Source organism: Burkholderia sp. 567 (genome assembly GCF_040545115.1).
Classification (GTDB): Bacteria; Pseudomonadota; Gammaproteobacteria; order Burkholderiales; family Burkholderiaceae; genus Burkholderia; species Burkholderia ambifaria.
Genome location: NZ_JBEPLG010000003.1, coordinates 268,196 through 284,165, shown reverse-complemented (window position 1 = coordinate 284,165; position 15,970 = coordinate 268,196). Strand labels below are relative to the sequence as shown.

Genomic DNA, 15,970 nt, shown 5'->3' with positions numbered 1-15,970 from the left:
TTCAATGTGGTCCGCGTGCGGCGCCTGCCGGATCGGTGCATTTCCTGCGCGCATGGCTCACCGTACACCGTCAGATCAACAGCGTCAGCGTGCGGAACAGCGCGAGATCCTCCTTCCGCGCCGAGCGCGCATGCCGCCGGATCGTCTGCAGCAGGCAGTCGATGAAGCAGCGCGCGGCGTCGCTCAGCGTGCTGCTGCGACGCGTGACGATGCCGAGTTCGCTCGGCTCGAAGGTTTCCTTCAGCGACAGCACGCGCATCCGCTCGCCGAACGGCGGCACGGCCGCGAGGATGGTCGGGCACCACGTGCACATGCCGGCCTGTTCGAGCATCGTCTGCAGCATCGCGACCGACTGCGCGCGCACGATGCGCCGTTCGTCGATCTGCGCACCGTGCCGCGTGAACAGATAGTCGACGAGCGCGGCCTGACCGTCGGGCGACGAATTCAGCACCCAGTCACAATCGAGCAGGTCGTGCACCGACTTCGCGCGCTCGCGCGGATGGCCGGCGCGCACCATCACCGACGTGTCGTAGCGCAGCAGCGGCTCGAATGCGAATTCCTGCGCGCCGCTGCCGGGCTGCACGTGGCCGAGCGCGAAATCCATGCTGCCGTCGCGCAGCAGCGGTTGCGCGACGGCCATCAGCGCTTCATACAGCTCGAGGCGCACGTCGGGCATACGTTCGCGAAACCGCAGCACGGTTTCCGCGAGGAACGTCATCGTCAGCCACGGCGTCACGCCGACGCTCAGCCGCCCCTCGACGCGCCCGCGCATCCGCTCGAGATCGCTCTGCGCGTGCTCCAGTTGCTTGAGCACGAGCTTCGCGTGCGTGAGCAGGGTCTTCCCGTACTCGGTGAAGCCGATGCCTTCCGGCGCGCGCACCAGCAACGGCAGGCGCTCGCTGGCCTCCAGCTCGCGCAGCGCGCGCGTGACGGCCGCCTGCGACAGCCCGAGCGTGCGCGCCGCGCCGCGGATGCTGCCGGCCTCCGCGCTCGCGACGAGCGCCTGCAACTGATGCAGCTTGATCGTGCTCATGGTTTTGATGGAGCTGAGGGCGCGATACCCGACAACGAAAGGTTGTCATCATAACGAAACTGCGGCTGTTCGCCGGTTTTTTCGCTGCCTACGATTTCGCCACGATCTGCCATTCCGGCGATCGGCAACCGGCACGCATCGAGGAGTATCAGGGTTTGGATCGAGCACGCATTCCGCCTGAAATGGCGGCCATCGAGACCGAGATGATCGCGCTGCGCCACCGGCTGCACGCGCATCCTGAGCTCGGTTTCGAAGAAGAGGCGACGAGCGCGCTCGTCGCCGACTGCCTGACAACATGGGGTTATCGGGTCACGCGCGGCCTGGGCGGCACCGGCGTGGTCGGCACGCTCACGCGCGGCGCCGGCAAGCGGCTAGGGCTGCGCGCGGACATGGACGCGTTGCCGATCCGCGAGACGACCGGGCTTCCGCATGCGAGCCGCCGCGACGGTGTGATGCACGCGTGCGGCCACGACGGCCACACGGCGATGCTGCTCGCGGCGGCCCGGTGTCTGGCCGAGCGCGGGCGCTTCAGCGGCACGCTGAACCTGATTTTCCAGCCGGCGGAGGAAGGGCTCGGCGGTGCGAAGCGGATGCTCGACGACGGACTGTTCACGCAGTTCCCGTGCGATGCCGTATTCGCGATGCACAACGTGCCGGGGCTGCCGGCCGGCGTGCTCGGCTTCTGCGACGGCCCGGCGATGGCGTCGGCCGACGAAGTGCGCGTGCGGGTGATCGGGCGCGGCGGCCATGGCGCAGCGCCGCACACGACGATCGATCCGGTGGTCGTGTGCGCATCGATCGTGATGGCGCTGCAGACGGTCGTGTCGCGCAACGTGAATCCGCAGGAGCTGGCGATCGTCTCGACGGGCTCGATCCACGCGGGCACCGCATCGAACGTGATTCCGCCGCATGCGGATCTCGAACTGAGCGTACGTGCGCTGTCACCGGACGTGCGCGCGCTGCTGGAGCGGCGCATTCGCGCGATCGTGCAAGGTCAGGCCGACAGCTATGGCGCGACGGCCGAGATCGACTATCGCCACGGCTATCCGGTGCTCGTCAATCACGCGGCGGAAACGGCGTTCGCCCGTGACGTGGCGCGCGAATGGGGTGGCGACGACGCGCTGATTCCGCATCTGCGGCCGATCGCGGCGAGCGAGGATTTCGCGTTCATGCTCGACGCGTGCCCGGGCAGCTACCTGTCGATCGGCAACGGCGACGGCGCGGCCGGCTGCGGGCTGCACAATCCGGGCTACGACTTCAACGACGCGTGCCTCGCGACCGGCGCGAGCTACTGGATCGCGCTCGCCGAGCGCTATCTCGCGTGACGCGAACACACGGATTCGATTCACCTTCAACAACGGAAGCAAGGAGACGGGCAATGAAACAGTGGATGGCGGCGCTCGCGGTGGCGCTGACGGCGACGACGATGGCAGGGGCCGCGCAGGCGGGCGACTGGACCGGCAAGGAGATCCGCCTCGCGGTCGATCCGACCTACCCGCCGCTCGAATACAAGCTGCCCGACGGCACGCTGACTGGGTTCGGGATCGACATCACGAACGCGTTGTGCGCGGAGCTGCGTGCGCGCTGCGTGTGGGTCGAGTCGAGTTTCGACGGGATGATTCCGGGGCTGCTCGCGCGCAAATTCGACGTGATCGCGTCGTCGATGACGATCACGCCGAAACGGATGCAGCAGATCGCGTTCACGAACCGGATCTCGAACGCGCCGGCGCGGCTGATCGCGCGCAAAGGCTCGCCGCTGCTGCCGACGGCCGCGTCGCTGAAGGGCAAGCGGGTCGGCGTCGAGCAGGGCTCCGCGCAGGCCGACTATGCGATCGCGAACTGGCAGCCGGCCGGCGTGCAGATCGAGTCGTACCAGAACCAGGACCAGGTGTACGCCGATCTCGTGACGGGCCGGCTCGACGCGGCGTTCCAGGCGTCGATCGCGGCCAGCGACGGCTTCCTGAAGAAGCCGCAGGGCAAGGACTTCATGTTCGTCGGTGCGGCGATCGACGACGCGAAGTACTTCGGGCAGGGCGACGGCCTCGGCCTGCGCAAGCAGGACACCGACCTGCGCGACGCGTTCAACCGCGCACTCGCGACGATCCTCGCGAACGGTACGTATCAGAAGATCAACAAGAAGTATTTCGACTTCGACATCTACGGCACGAAGTAAGCCTGGCCGCACCTCGACGTGCGGCTTGGAATCAACATATCAATAAGGAAAACGAATGAACTGGAGATTGATTTTCGTCGCGATGCCGGCGCTCTGTGCGGCGCCGGCCTTTGCACAAGGCAGCGTCACACTGTACGGGCTGGTCGATGCCGGCATCGACTATACGAACAATGTAGGCGGCCACAGTGCGTGGCAGATGGCGAGCGGCTTCGCGCAAGGCAGCCGCTGGGGGCTGAAGGGCACCGAGGATCTCGGCGGCGGCTACAGCGCGCTGTTCCAGATCGAGAACGGCTTCAACGTGAACAGCGGCACGCTCGCGCAGGGCGGCCGCATGTTCGGGCGGCAGGCTTACGTCGGGCTCGGCAACACGCGCTTCGGCACGCTGACGCTGGGCCGCCAATATGACTCGGTCGTCGACTATCTCGCGCCGACGACCGCGAACGGCAGCTGGGGCGTCTATCCGTTCTCGCATCCGCTCGACAACGACAACACCGGCAACACGTTCCGCGTGAACAACACGGTCAAGTATGCGAGCCCGGATTTTGCCGGTTTCTCGTTTGGCGGCACGTACAGCTTCAGCAACGACACCGGGTTCGCGAACAACCGGCAGTGGAGCGTCGGCGCGCAGTACGAGCAGGGCGGCCTGCTGGTCGGCGCGGCATTCCTGAATGCCGACAATCCGGGCGCGACGGCCGGCGGTGCGATCGCGGGTTCGGGGTCGGTCGGGGCGGATGCGAACTTCGCGTCCGCGCGGCTGCGGATCTTCGGGGCCGGTATCAACTACACGGCCGGGCCTGCGACGCTCGGCTTCGCGTACACGAACAGCAACGTCACGCGGCCGACCGCGAACGTCGGCTACCTGTTCGGCGACGAGACGATCGAACCCGTCGCGGGGCCGCTCGCGGGCGGCACGGTCACGGCGATCAAGTACCAGAACTTCGAAGTGAACGGCAAGTATCAGTTCACGCCGGCGTTCTTCGTGGGCGCGCAGTATGTGTATACGACCGTGCGCTACGACGCGACCACGGGCAGCGCGAAACCGAAGATCCATTCGATCGGGCTGATGGCCGACTACAACCTGTCGAAGCGCACCGACGTGTACCTGATGGGTGCGTACCAGCGGGTTGCCGGCGACGCGACCGGCTCGTCGCTCGATCAGGCGGTTATCCCCGGCGCGGCCGATCTGTCGTCGACGTCCAAGCAAGTGATGGTGCATGCGGGGATCCGTCACAAGTTCTGAGCGGATTGGGCGGGAAGCGGGGCGGCGGCGCGTTGCCGCCGCCCCGTGTTCATGCCGGCTGGACTGCGTCGCCCGACGCCGAGTTCCGGATGGCAATACGCAATGGCACGTCCCGGCGGGCCGGCTGCGTCACCCCCTCACCACCCCCGTCGACTCCCGCACCACAAGCTCCGGCGCACCGATCGTATGCACGGCCGCGGCCGGTTCGATCCCGTCGATCATGTCGAGCGTCAGCGCGATCGCCCGCGCGGCGATCTGCGACGTCGGGAACCGCACCGTCGTCAGCGCGGGGCGGAACTGGTGGGCGAGCTGGATATCGGTCATGCCGACCACCGACAGATCGGCCGGCACCCGCAGGCCGAGATCGGCGGCCGCCTGCATCGCGCCGATCGCCATCAGGTCGTTGGTCGCGAACAGCGCGGTGAGGCCGGGCTTCTCGCGCAGCAGCGCGGCGGCCGCTTCGTAGCCGCCTTCGATCGAATCGTGCGCCGACACGGTCATCAGCGCATCCGCCGGATGGCCGCGTGCCGCGAGTTCGTCGGCGAAGCCGCGCAGCCGCACCGACTGCGGGCCGCCCGAGCCCTTGCCGACGAGCGCGCCGAACGCGCGATGCCGCAACCCGGAAAGATGCGCGGCTGCCAGCGCGCCCGCCGCCGCGAAATCGACGGTCACGCACGGCAGCGTGCGCGATGCATGCACGTGCTCCCACATGCACAGCACGATCGATGCGCCGTGACGCGCGATATCGGCGAGTTCGGCTTCGGCGAGATCGGTGTTCATCACGATCGCGCCGGCCGCGAGCGTCCCCGCGATCCGCTCGAGGTAGTTGCGCGTGATCGCAGGATCGTCGTCGGTATTGGACACGAGCAGGTAATGGCCGCGCTTGCGCGCCTCCCGCTCGGCAGCCAGCACGAACTCCGGATAGAACGGGTTCGTGATGTTCGACAGCATCAGCGCGAGCGTCGACGTGCGGCCTTCGGCAAGCGCCCGCGCGGTGAGATTCGGCCGATAGCCGAGTTCACGGATCGCCGCCATAACGCGTTCGACGGTTGCCGGCTTCACCTTCTGCGGATTGCGCAACACGTTGGAGACGGTTGCGGCGGTGACGTTCGCGCGCCGCGCGACTTGCGCGAGCGTCACCATGCGCGACCTGCGGCCGGTCGGGCAGCGCTACGCGATGGAAGTGAAGCGGGGGAGTGTCTGCTCATATTCTGGGAGTGCGTCCCACAAGTTGCACAGGGACAGGCGATACGCTAATTTCTCGACACAACAGATGAAGGAGACGACATGGTACGGCGAACCGCGCGAACTGCGCCACCGAAATTTAAGCGGTTAAATTTTTCGCTCCGAAGCGCCTGACCGAGGAGAGGAGATCGCGATGACCGCCATTTCATTGAAGGATGTCTCGAAGCGCTACGGCGACCATGCGCCGGTGCTGCGCGACGTGAACCTCGAGATTGCCTCGCACGAGTTCTGCGTGTTTCTCGGTCCGTCGGGCTGCGGCAAATCCACGTTGTTGCGGATGATCGCCGGGCTCGAGGACGTGACCGAAGGCGAGCTGCGGATCGGCGGCGCGCGCATGAACGACACGCCGCCTGCCGAGCGCGGCGTCGCGATGGTGTTCCAGAGCTATGCGCTGTTTCCGCACATGACGGTGTTCGAGAACATCGGTTTCGGGCTGCGCATCGCCGGCACACCGAAGGACGAGATCCGCCGACGCGTGACCGAGGCCGCGCGCGTGCTGCAGCTCGACGCACTGCTCGATCGCAAGCCGAAGGCGCTGTCGGGCGGGCAGCGGCAGCGCGTCGCGATCGGCCGTGCGATCGTGCGCGAGCCGCGCGCGTTCCTGTTCGACGAGCCGCTGTCGAATCTCGATGCGACGCTGCGCGGCCAGACGCGCGTCGAGATCGCCCGCCTGCACGCGCGCTTCACGCAATCGAGCTCCGTCTACGTGACGCACGACCAGATCGAGGCGATGACGCTGGCCGACCGGATCGTGCTGCTGCACGCGGGCGACGACGTCGCGCGCTTCGGCAGCATCGCGCAGGCCGGCGCGCCGCTCGAGTTGTATCACCGGCCGGCCAACCGCTTCGTCGCGGGCTTCATCGGCTCGCCGCGGATGAACTTCCTGCCGGCGGTGGTCGAGGCGGGCGATGCGCACGGCTGCCGGCTGCGCCTGGACGGCACCGGCGAAACGCTGACGCTGCGCGATCGTCCGTTGCCGCGCCACGTCGGTAGCGGCGCGCGCGTGACGCTCGGGATTCGTCCCGAACATCTGACGGTCGCGGGGTCCGGCGAGGCCGGCCTGCCGGCGATCGTGCGCGACGTCGCGCTCGTCGAGCAACTGGGCGAAGCCGCGTACGTGCATCTCGATCAGCCCGGCGGCGTGCCGCTGCTCGCGAAACTGCCGGGCCAGGCTGCGCTGCGGCGCGGCGAGCGTCATGCGTTCAGCGTGCCGCCGTCGTGCTGCCACCTGTTCGACGAAGCCGGCATCGCATTGCCGGCCATCCACGCCGAAGCGGCATTCGCATAGCGGCGCGGCGCCGATCCGCCGCGCGCGGCGCGGCACCCATCACACCAATACCAGGAGACAACGATGAGACTTCGTGCGAGCCGACTGCTGCTTGCCCTGACGACTGCCGCGGCGTTCGCCGCGGGGACGGCCGACGCGGGCACGCTGAAGGTGAACGTCGCCGCGCGCGGCAACCAGCGCGCGACGTGGCAAGCGGTGTTCGACCAGTTCCACAAGGCGAATCCGGACATCGACCTGAAGGTCAGCTACGTCGGCGAGGAGGCATACAAGGTGCAGATGTCCGGCTGGCTCGCGACCGATCCGCCCGACGTGCTGAGCTGGAACAACGGCGAGCGGCTCGCGTATTTCGCGAAGCGCGGGCTGATCGAGGACCTGAGCGCGGACTGGCAGAAGAACGGCTGGAACGACACGTATGCGGCCGTGAAGCAGTCGTCGACCTACGGCGGCAAGCTCTACAGTTTGCCGCTCGGCTATGACGCGTATGGGCTCTTCTACCGCAAGGACCTGTTCGAGAAGGCGGGCATTCACGGCGAGCCGGCGGACTGGACGCAGTTTCTCGATGCGTGCCGCAAGCTGAAGGCGGCCGGCATCGCGCCGATCGCGGTGGCCGCGCGCGACGCGTGGACGCTCGCCGCGTGGTTCGACTACCTCGACCTTCGGATCAACGGCTATGCATTCCACCAGAAGCTGATGGCCGGCGACGTCGCCTATACCGACCCGCGCGTGCGTGCCGTGTACGCGGCCTGGAAGAAGCTGATCGACGACAAGTATTTCATCGACAACGCGCTGTCCTACGACGTCGATTCGCTGAGCCCGCTGATCGTCAACGGCCAGGCCGCGATGACGCTGATGGGCACCTGGTATTCGGCGGGCCTGCTGAGCGCGACGCGCAACCCGATCAGCTTCTTCCGCTTCCCGGTGATCGACGCGTCGGTGCCGCTCGCGGAGGACGGTCCGGTCAACGTGCTGATCGTGCCGGCGAAGGCGCACAACAAGACGGACGCGCGTCGCCTGCTCGCGTTCATGGGGCAACCGGCGGTCAGCGGCGAGTTCGCGAAGGGGATGGGCCAGCTGCCGTCGAACAACAAGGCGCCCGAGCCGCAGGACCCGATCTCGAAGATCGGCTTCCGCACGCTCGCGACGACGCCCGGCGGCATCGCGCAGTTCTACGACCGCGACATGACGAAGGAAATGGCCGACGAGGGGATGAAGGCGATGCAGCAGTTCCTGTCCGATCCGACGCAGCTCGATGCGATCCTGCAGCGCCTCGAGCAGACCCGCAAGCGCATCTACCGGAAGTAACGAGGCACGCGGCCGAGCCGGCCATGCTGGTTCGGCGTCGCGTCGTCACCGTCACGCCCGGTTCGTCTCGTTTCGTTCGTTTCGTCGAAGGTCACAACAATGTCAACCAGCCTGTCCGAAAGCGCCGCGCGCCGCGAAGCCGGCCACGAGCGGCATGCGCGCGCGTCGCTCGCGCGCCGGCGCAACCGCGCGGCGCTGCTGTTCGTGCTGCCGGGGTTCGCGCTGTTCACCGTGTTCGTCTTGTATCCGATCGTCAGCAGCATCTGGCTGAGCTTCCATCACTGGGACGGGATGACGCCGATGACGTACGCGGGGCTCGACAATTATCGCGAGCTGCTGCAGTCCGACACGTTCTATGTCGCGCTGAAGAACAACGTGCTGTGGCTCGTGCTGTTTCTCGCCGCGCCGCCGCTCGGCCTCGCGCTCGCGCTGTACCTGAACCAGAACGTCTACGGAATCCGGCTCGTGAAGTCGCTGTTCTTCGCGCCGTTCGTGTTGCCGGGCGTCGTCGTCGGCCTGGTGTTCTCGTGGTTCTACGACCCGACGTTCGGGCTGCTGAAGCTGATCGTCGGGCACGGAATCCCGGTGCTCGGCGATCCGCGCTATGCGACCTACGGCGTGATCGTCGCCGCGCTGTGGCCGCAGATTCCGTTCTGCATGATCCTGTACCTGACCGGGCTCACGGGCATCAACGGCGAGATCGTGGAGGCGGCGCGGATGGAAGGCGCGCGCGGCTTCACGCTGCTGTGGCACGTGATCCTGCCGCAGTTGCGGCCCGCGACCTTCATGGCGGTGGTGCTGACGGTGATCGGCGCGCTGCGCAGCTTCGATCTGATCTCGGTGATGACGGGCGGCGGCCCGTTCGACAGCTCGACCGTGCTCGCGTACTTCATGGTCGACCAGGCGATCAAGTATTACCGCGAAGGCTATTCGGCCGCGATCGCGGTCGTGCTGTTCGCGATCATGCTCGTCTATATCGTGTGGCAGCTGCGCAAGCTGGTGCGCGTCGAATCATAAGGATAACCAAAATGTATCCGATGCCCATGTCCCGCTGGGGACGTCCCGCCCGCTTGCTGTACCGGCTGTCGCTGCCGTGCGCGCTCGCGCTGTGGCTCGTGCCGCTGCTCGCGGTGCTCGTCACGTCGATCCGCTCGACCGACGAGATCATGGCCGGTCATTACTGGGACTGGCCGAAGCAGTTCGCGCTGGTCGAGAACTACGGCAGCGCGCTCACGCAGACGCCGATGCTGCATTACTTCGCGAACAGCATCCTGATCACGGTGCCGTCGGTCGCCGCGTCGATCCTGCTCGCGTCGCTCGCCGGGCACGCGCTCGCGAACTACCGGTTCCGCGGCAATATCGTGCTGCTCGGGCTGTTCGTCGCGGGCAACTTCGTGCCGATCCAGATCCTGATGATCCCGGTGCGGCAGATCATGCTCGGCGTCGGCCTGTACAACACCGTATGGGCGCTGGTGCTGTTCCATACCGCGTTCCAGACCGGCTTCTGCACGCTGTTCCTGCGCAACTTCATCCGCGAGCTGCCGTTCGAGCTGATCGAGGCCGCGCGCGTCGAAGGCGCGTCGGAGTGGGCGATCTACTGGCGCGTCGTGCTGCCGCTCGTGCGGCCGGCGCTCGCGGCGCTCGCGATCCTCGTGTTCACGTTCGTGTGGAACGACTACTTCTGGGCGCTGTGCCTCACGCAAGGCGACGACGCGGCGCCGATCACCGTCGGCGTCGCCGCGCTCAAGGGGCAGTGGACGACCGCCTGGAACATCGTGTCGGCCGGCTCGGTGCTGGCCGCGCTGCCGTCGGTGCTGATGTTCTTCGCGATGCAGAAGCACTTCGTCGCGGGGCTCACGTTCGGCGCGACGAAAGGCTGATGGCCTCCCACCTTCCACTCTCCAGCAAGGAATCCACGATGCACCTCGGCGTTTGCTACTACCCCGAACACTGGCCGCGCGAACAATGGGCGCGTGATGCGCGGCGGATGGCCGAACTGGGCCTGACCCGCGTGCGGATCGCCGAATTCGCGTGGAGCCGGATGGAGCCGGAGCCCGGCCGCTACGACTGGGCATGGCTCGACGAAGCGATCGACACGCTCGCGAGCCGCCAGTTGAAGGTCATACTCGGCACGCCGACCGCGTCGCCGCCGAAATGGCTCGTCGATCGCCATCCGGAGATTCTGCCGGTCGGCGCGGACGGCGCGGTGTGGCAATTCGGTTCGCGTCGCCATTACGACATCGCGAGCCCCGTGTATCGCGAGCACTGTGTGCGCATCGCGGACGCGATGGCGCGGCGCTACGGCGCGCATCCGGCCGTGATCGCGTGGCAGACCGACAACGAGCTCGGCTGTCACAACACGCTGCCGAGCTATACGCGTGCGGCGCTCGAAGGCTTTCGCGCGTGGCTCGCCGTGCGCTACGGCGACATCGGCGCGCTGAACCGCGCGTGGGGCAACGTGTTCTGGAGCATGGAATATCGCGGCTTCGACGAGATCGAGCTGCCACGCCATACGCCGACCGACGCGAACCCCGCGCACCTGCTCGACTTCCGGCGCTATCAGTCGGACGAAGTCGCGCGATTCCATGCGGCGCAAGTCGATGCGATCCGTCCGCACGCGCCGGGCCGCGACGTGCTGCACAACTTCATGGGATTTTTCACCGAGTTCGATCACTACGCGTTCGCCCGCGGCGGCCTCGATGTCGCCGCGTGGGACAGCTACCCGGTGCCGCGCACCGAAGTGCTGCCGCTCGACGAAGCCGACAAGCGGCGTTGGGCGCGCACCGGCCATCCCGACGTGTCGGCGTTCTCGCACGACCTGTATCGCGGTGTCGGCAACGGCCGAATGTGGGTGATGGAGCAACAGGCGGGGCCCGTCAACTGGGGGCCGTACAACCCGGTGCCGCACGCCGGCGCGGTGCGGCTGTGGACATGGGAAGCGTTCGCGCACGGCGCGGAGCTCGTGTCGTATTTCCGCTGGCGGCAGTATCCGCATGCGCAGGAGCAGCTGCACTCGGGGCTCAACGCACCGGACGACCAGTTGTCGCCGGGCGGCCGTGAAGTGGCGCGTGTCGCACGCGAGCTGGCCGCGCGGGATCCCGCGCTCGTCGCCGGCGCGCGCGAGCCGGCCCGCGTCGCGCTGCTGTTCGATTACACGGCCGACTGGATGATCCGGATCCAGCCGCACGGCGCCGGTTTCGACTATCAGCAGCACACGTTCGACTGGTATCGCGCGCTGCGCGAACTGGGGCTCGACGTCGATATCGTCGCGGCCGATGCCGACGTGTCGCGCTATGCGCTCGTCGTCGCGCCGACACTGCCGGTCGTGCCGGATCGCGTCGTCGAGCAGGCCGCGCGCGGGAACGCGCACTGGCTGTTCGGGCCGCGCACCGGGTCGCGCACCGCCGAGTTCGCGATCGTGCCGGGCCTCGCGCCGGGCAAGCTGCGCGACGTGCTGCCGGTGCGGATCGCGCAGGTCGAGTCGCTGCGGCCGTCGCTCGCGCCGCGCGTCGCGTTCGACGGTGTCGACGGCCATGCGCTGAAATGGCGCGATCACATTGACCTCGACGCGAGCAGCACCATCGACGTGCTCGCTGCCTGCGACGACGGCGTGCCCGCGCTCGTGCGGCACGGCCAGGTGACGATGGCGACTGCGTGCTTCGATCCCGCGCTGTTGCGCGCGATCGTCGCCCGCTGCGCGCGCGACGCCGGACTGCCGGTGCGCGAACTGCCTGACGGCGTGCGCTTGTGTCGGCGCGGGCGCGTCGTGTTCGCGTTCAACTACAGCGATACCGCGTGCACGCTGCCCGCGCCGGACGGTGCGCGCTTCGTGCTCGGCGGCCCCGAACTCGGCGCGGTCGACGTCGCCGCATGGGTCGGGCCGGACTGACGCGATGCAGTCGTTGCAATCGCCGCGATTGCATGTCGCGCGCCTCGCGCGAGTCGCGCATTTCGTGCCGCTGTCCGCGGCGGCGCTGATGCTCGGCGTCGCGATGTCGTTTACCGCGCCGTACCTGTCGCTGTTCGGCGTGGAGGCGGCCGGGATGTCGCCGTTGCTCGCGGGCGTCTTCATGACGCTGATCGCGGCGAGCGGGGTGGTCGCGAGCACGTGGGCCGGGCGTTGGTCGGATCGTCGCGACCGCCACCGGCCGCTGCTCGTCGTGTCGCTCGCTGCGGCCGCGCTCGGTTTCGCGCTGCTGTGCGTGCTGCGCGCGCACGGGCCGGTGATCGCGGCCGGCACGATCCTGCTCGGCGCGGGCGCCGTGTCGCTGTCGCAGATCTTTTCGTTCGCGCGCGCGGTGCTGCCGGTCGACGACGATGCGCAGCGCGAGCTCGCGTCGGCCGCGCTGCGCACGATGCTGTCGGTCGCGTGGGTGTTCGGTCCCGCGCTCGGCGCGCTGATCCTCGCGCAGACAGGCTTTACCGGGCTCTTTCTCGCGGCTGCCGCGGGTTTCGTCGCGTGCGCGGCGATCGTTGCGAGGATTCCGGAGCCCGCGCGGCGGCCGGCAGCCGTTCATGTGCAAGCGGTCGGCGACGACGCAACGACACCCGTCGATACGACGGCGATCGTCGTCGCGCCGCGCGCGAGCGTGCGGCGAACCCTCGTCGCGCTCACGCTGATCGGGCTCGCGGCGAACGCGACGATGATCGTGTTGCCGCTGTACATCGTGCGCGGGCTCGGCGGCACGCCCGCGAACGTGTCGGCCGCGCTGGGTCTCGCCGCATTGCTCGAGATCCCGATGATGCTGTGGCTTGGCGTCCGGTCGACGCGGCTCGACAAGGCACGCTGGCTGACCGCATGCGCGGCCGTGCACGCCGCGTATTTCATCGGGCTCGCGGTCGTGACGCGGGTCGACATGATCCTGCCGCTGCAACTGCTGAGCGCGTGCGTGGTCGCGATCACGTCCTGCCTCGGGATGACGCGCGTGTGCGATCTGATGCCCACGCGCCCCGGCACCGCGACCGCGATGTTCTTCAGCACCGCGCGGGTCGGCTCGATTGCGTCGGGCGTGCTGTCGGGCGCGTGTGTCGACCTGTTCGGCTATCGCGCGACGTTCGCGGGATGCTGCGGGCTCGCGCTCGTCGCATTCGCGCTGCTCGCCCGGGATGCGCGGGATGCGCGCGGCGAGCGGGGCGGTGCGCGTGATGCAAGCGGCAAGGCGGCGCCTTCGAGGCGCCGCTTCGATGCACCGCACTGACGCGCAAGGCGCCGGTGCGGTGATGACGTGATGTCGTGAGACAGAATGGATCAGCGCCGGCGGAACGCGTCGAGCGACGACAGCGCGTTGCCGTGGAAGTCGAACCACGTGTTGTTGTCCCATTGATCGCCCGCGCCGACCTTCCAGCCCACGGCCGGCGTCGGGATCCATTCCGGCTCCCACCAGAACACGCCCTTGCCGCGATTGCCCGGCACGCCCTTCACGATATCGACGACCGCCGCGAGGAATTGCGCCTGGCCGGCCGGTGACGGCGGGAACGCGGTCGAGCCCGTGTTCGTCATCGCGTTCGGTTCCGAGTCGCCGTCGCTGGTGGTCCACGGATACGCGGTTTCCACGACGATCAGCTCCTTGTCGTAGCGCACCGCGAGGTCGTTCGCGTTGTTGCGCAGGTCGTCGAGAGAGCCTTGCCACTGCGGGTAGTACGACAGGCCGATCACGTCGAACGTCACGCCGCGCTGCGTCGCGCTGTCGAACCACCAGCGGCTTTTCGCGTTGTCGCCGCCGCTGTCGATGTGCAGCATCACCTTGATGCGCGGATCGACGGCCTTCACCGCATCGCGGCCCGTCTTCAGCAGCTGCGCGAGGTTGTCCCACTGGTCGTAGCGGCCGAGCGGCCACAGCATGCCGCCGGTGATCTCATTGCCGATCTGCACCCACTCGGGCCGCACGCCGGCGCGCTGCAGCTGGCGCAGCACGTCGGTCGTATAGGCCGACAGCAGCGCGCACGTATCGGCGAGATTCTTGCCGGCCCACGCATGCGGCGGGTATTGCTTGCCGGGGTCGGCCCACCAGTCGCTGTAGTGGAAGTCGATCAGGATCCGCATCCCGAGCGCGGCCGCACGCTTCGCGAGCGCCACGACGTGTGCGGCATTGTTGTAGCCGGCCGCATCGCTCTGGTTCGCGGGGAAGAAGTCCGGGTTGCCGGGATCGTTCCAGACCTTGATGCGGATCGAATCCACGCCATGCGCGTGCAGGATCTTCAGGCAGTCGCGCGGGTGCCCGCGGTCGAAGTATTGCGCGCCGTGCGCTTCGAGCTCCGGCAGCGTCGACACGTCCGCGCCCATCGCGAACGGGACGCCGCCCGCGCCGCGCGCAACGCCTTGCGCGACGGCCGGCAACGCGCCGGCCAGGTCGACGCAGGCGAGCGCCGCGGTCGAGACACTCCAGCGCAACATCGATCGTCTGTTCATTGTCATCCTCCAAGTGTTGGGCCCGGTCCTTCGATTGCCTAATCGCGGGCTTCTGCAGTTTAAGCGCTTAAATTTCAGCCTCGATACGAGACGACACGAGGCCGGAACGAGCGTAGCGCAGCCGCCGATGCCGATGCAAAGAACGCGTGCGTTGCCTACTATCTGGCGCTACCCCCGCACGCCGACCCGATACCGCGTCGTCTGGCGATAGGTGTCGCCCGGCTGAAGGATGGTTTCGTCACGCAGCGCGTTCATGTTGACCTGGTTCGGAAAGAACCCGGCTTCGACGCACAGCGCCGCATGCTGCACGCACGCCACGCCGCCGCTTGCGCGCACGCCGTCCAGATAGTTGCCCGTATAGAGCTGCAGCCCGCGCTGATCCGTCGACACGGCGAGCTCCCGGCCGCTTTCCGGATCGTAGATCGCCGCGACGGGCCGCACGCCGCGCCCGGGGTCGCGCAGCACGTAGCAGTGGTCGAAGCCGCGCCCGCGTGCGAGCTGCGCATGCGGCCAGTCGAGGCGCGCGCCGATCGGCGCGCTCTGCCGGAAATCGAACGCGCTGCCCGTCACGTCGGCCGTGCCGGTCGGGATCAGCGCGTCGTCCACTTCGACGAACGCATCGGCGTCGATCTGCAGCAGATGCCCGCGCACGTCGCTGCCCGCGCGTCCGCTCAGGTTGAAGTAGCTGTGATTCGTCAGGTTCAACGGCGTGGGCGCATCGGTTACGCCCGTATAGTCGATCGTCAGCGTGCCGTCGTCGTCGAGCGTATAGCGCACCTGCACGCGCACGTTGCCGGGGAACCCGGCATCCCCTTCCGGCGAATCGAGCCGCAGCGTCAACCCGCCGTGGTCGTCGATCACGTCCCAGCGCGCGCGATGAAAGCCGCTCGCGCCACCGTGCAGCAGGTTGCCGTTCTCGTTGCGGTCGAGCGTGTAGTCGACGCCGTCGAGCGTGAAGCGCGCCGCCGCGATCCGGTTCGCCCAGCGGCCGACGGTCGCGCCGAGGTATGCGCCCGAGTCGATGTAATCGGCCGGCGTGTCGTGGGCCAGCACGATATCGGCGAAGCGCCCGGTGCGGTCGGGGGCGAGCCACGACACGACGGTCGCGCCGAGATCGCTGATGACGACGCGCATCCCGTGCGCGTTGCGCAGCGTATAGCGCCGCACCGGATCGCCGCCGGGCGGCGTGCCCCACGGCTCGGACGGAATGCGGCCGACGTCAGCTGCCGGGCGGGAAGTGTCGATATCGATAGGCATGAGTGGGTTCGCTTTTGGGCGGT

13 protein-coding genes are annotated in these 15,970 nt (G+C 68.0%); 9 read left to right on the top strand and 4 right to left on the bottom strand.

What is annotated here, in order from left to right:
* Positions 1 to 70: 70 nt before the first annotated feature.
* Complete coding sequence (locus ABIC50_RS11740; protein ID WP_011661190.1) at positions 71 to 1,033, bottom strand: LysR substrate-binding domain-containing protein; 963 nt, start codon at positions 1,031 to 1,033, stop codon at positions 71 to 73.
* Between the two features lie 155 nt (positions 1,034 to 1,188).
* Between ABIC50_RS11740 and ABIC50_RS11735 the strand changes: the two genes are divergently transcribed.
* Genes ABIC50_RS11735 through ABIC50_RS11725 form a run of 3 tightly spaced genes read left to right on the top strand, consistent with a single transcriptional unit; the run spans position 1,189 to position 4,446 of the window.
* Positions 1,189 to 2,358, top strand: a complete 1,170-nt coding sequence (locus ABIC50_RS11735; RefSeq protein WP_354163954.1) for a M20 aminoacylase family protein — start codon at positions 1,189 to 1,191, stop codon at positions 2,356 to 2,358.
* Positions 2,359 to 2,411: 53 nt separating this feature from the next.
* Entirely contained in the window at positions 2,412 to 3,206 is a 795-nt protein-coding gene (locus tag ABIC50_RS11730; RefSeq protein ID WP_354163952.1) for an ABC transporter substrate-binding protein, read from the top strand.
* Between the two features lie 55 nt (positions 3,207 to 3,261).
* Positions 3,262 to 4,446 carry a porin gene (locus ABIC50_RS11725; RefSeq protein ID WP_011661193.1) on the top strand — a complete coding sequence of 395 codons (1,185 nt, stop codon included), beginning with the start codon at positions 3,262 to 3,264 and terminating at the stop codon, positions 4,444 to 4,446.
* Positions 4,447 to 4,575: 129 nt separating this feature from the next.
* On the opposite strand, the gene ABIC50_RS11720 is transcribed toward ABIC50_RS11725, so the two are convergent.
* Complete coding sequence (locus ABIC50_RS11720; RefSeq protein WP_354163950.1) at positions 4,576 to 5,589, bottom strand: LacI family DNA-binding transcriptional regulator; 1,014 nt, start codon at positions 5,587 to 5,589, stop codon at positions 4,576 to 4,578.
* 235 nt (positions 5,590 to 5,824) lie between these two features.
* On the opposite strand from ABIC50_RS11720, the gene ABIC50_RS11715 reads away from it, so the two are divergent.
* The 6 genes from ABIC50_RS11715 to ABIC50_RS11690 all read left to right on the top strand — a co-directional run bounded on the left by ABIC50_RS11715 (position 5,825) and on the right by ABIC50_RS11690 (position 13,479).
* The gene (locus tag ABIC50_RS11715) at positions 5,825 to 6,979 is read left to right on the top strand and encodes an ABC transporter ATP-binding protein (protein ID WP_354163949.1); all 1,155 of its coding nucleotides are present in this window, start codon (positions 5,825 to 5,827) and stop codon (positions 6,977 to 6,979) included.
* Between the two features lie 63 nt (positions 6,980 to 7,042).
* Entirely contained in the window at positions 7,043 to 8,281 is a 1,239-nt protein-coding gene (locus ABIC50_RS11710; protein ID WP_175715200.1) for an ABC transporter substrate-binding protein, read from the top strand.
* A gap of 99 nt (positions 8,282 to 8,380) precedes the next feature.
* Positions 8,381 to 9,298 (top strand): carbohydrate ABC transporter permease, encoded by a 918-nt coding sequence (locus tag ABIC50_RS11705; protein WP_354163947.1) that lies wholly within the window; start codon positions 8,381 to 8,383, stop codon positions 9,296 to 9,298.
* An 11-nt stretch (positions 9,299 to 9,309) separates the two neighbouring features.
* Positions 9,310 to 10,161 (top strand): carbohydrate ABC transporter permease, encoded by an 852-nt coding sequence (locus ABIC50_RS11700; protein ID WP_354163945.1) that lies wholly within the window; start codon positions 9,310 to 9,312, stop codon positions 10,159 to 10,161.
* A 38-nt stretch (positions 10,162 to 10,199) separates the two neighbouring features.
* A complete protein-coding gene (locus ABIC50_RS11695) occupies positions 10,200 to 12,170 on the top strand; it encodes a beta-galactosidase (RefSeq protein ID WP_354164476.1) in 1,971 nt (656 codons plus the stop codon).
* A gap of 4 nt (positions 12,171 to 12,174) precedes the next feature.
* Positions 12,175 to 13,479, top strand: coding sequence for a sugar efflux transporter (locus ABIC50_RS11690; protein ID WP_354163944.1), 1,305 nt, complete (start codon positions 12,175 to 12,177; stop codon positions 13,477 to 13,479).
* 50 nt (positions 13,480 to 13,529) lie between these two features.
* Here ABIC50_RS11690 and ABIC50_RS11685 read toward each other — a convergent pair whose 3' ends face one another.
* Both ABIC50_RS11685 and ABIC50_RS11680 read right to left on the bottom strand, forming a co-directional pair.
* Entirely contained in the window at positions 13,530 to 14,690 is a 1,161-nt protein-coding gene (locus tag ABIC50_RS11685) for a glycoside hydrolase family 53 protein (RefSeq protein WP_354163943.1), read from the bottom strand.
* A 168-nt stretch (positions 14,691 to 14,858) separates the two neighbouring features.
* Positions 14,859 to 15,947, bottom strand: a complete 1,089-nt coding sequence (locus ABIC50_RS11680; protein ID WP_354163942.1) for an aldose epimerase family protein — start codon at positions 15,945 to 15,947, stop codon at positions 14,859 to 14,861.
* Positions 15,948 to 15,970 lie beyond the last annotated feature (23 nt).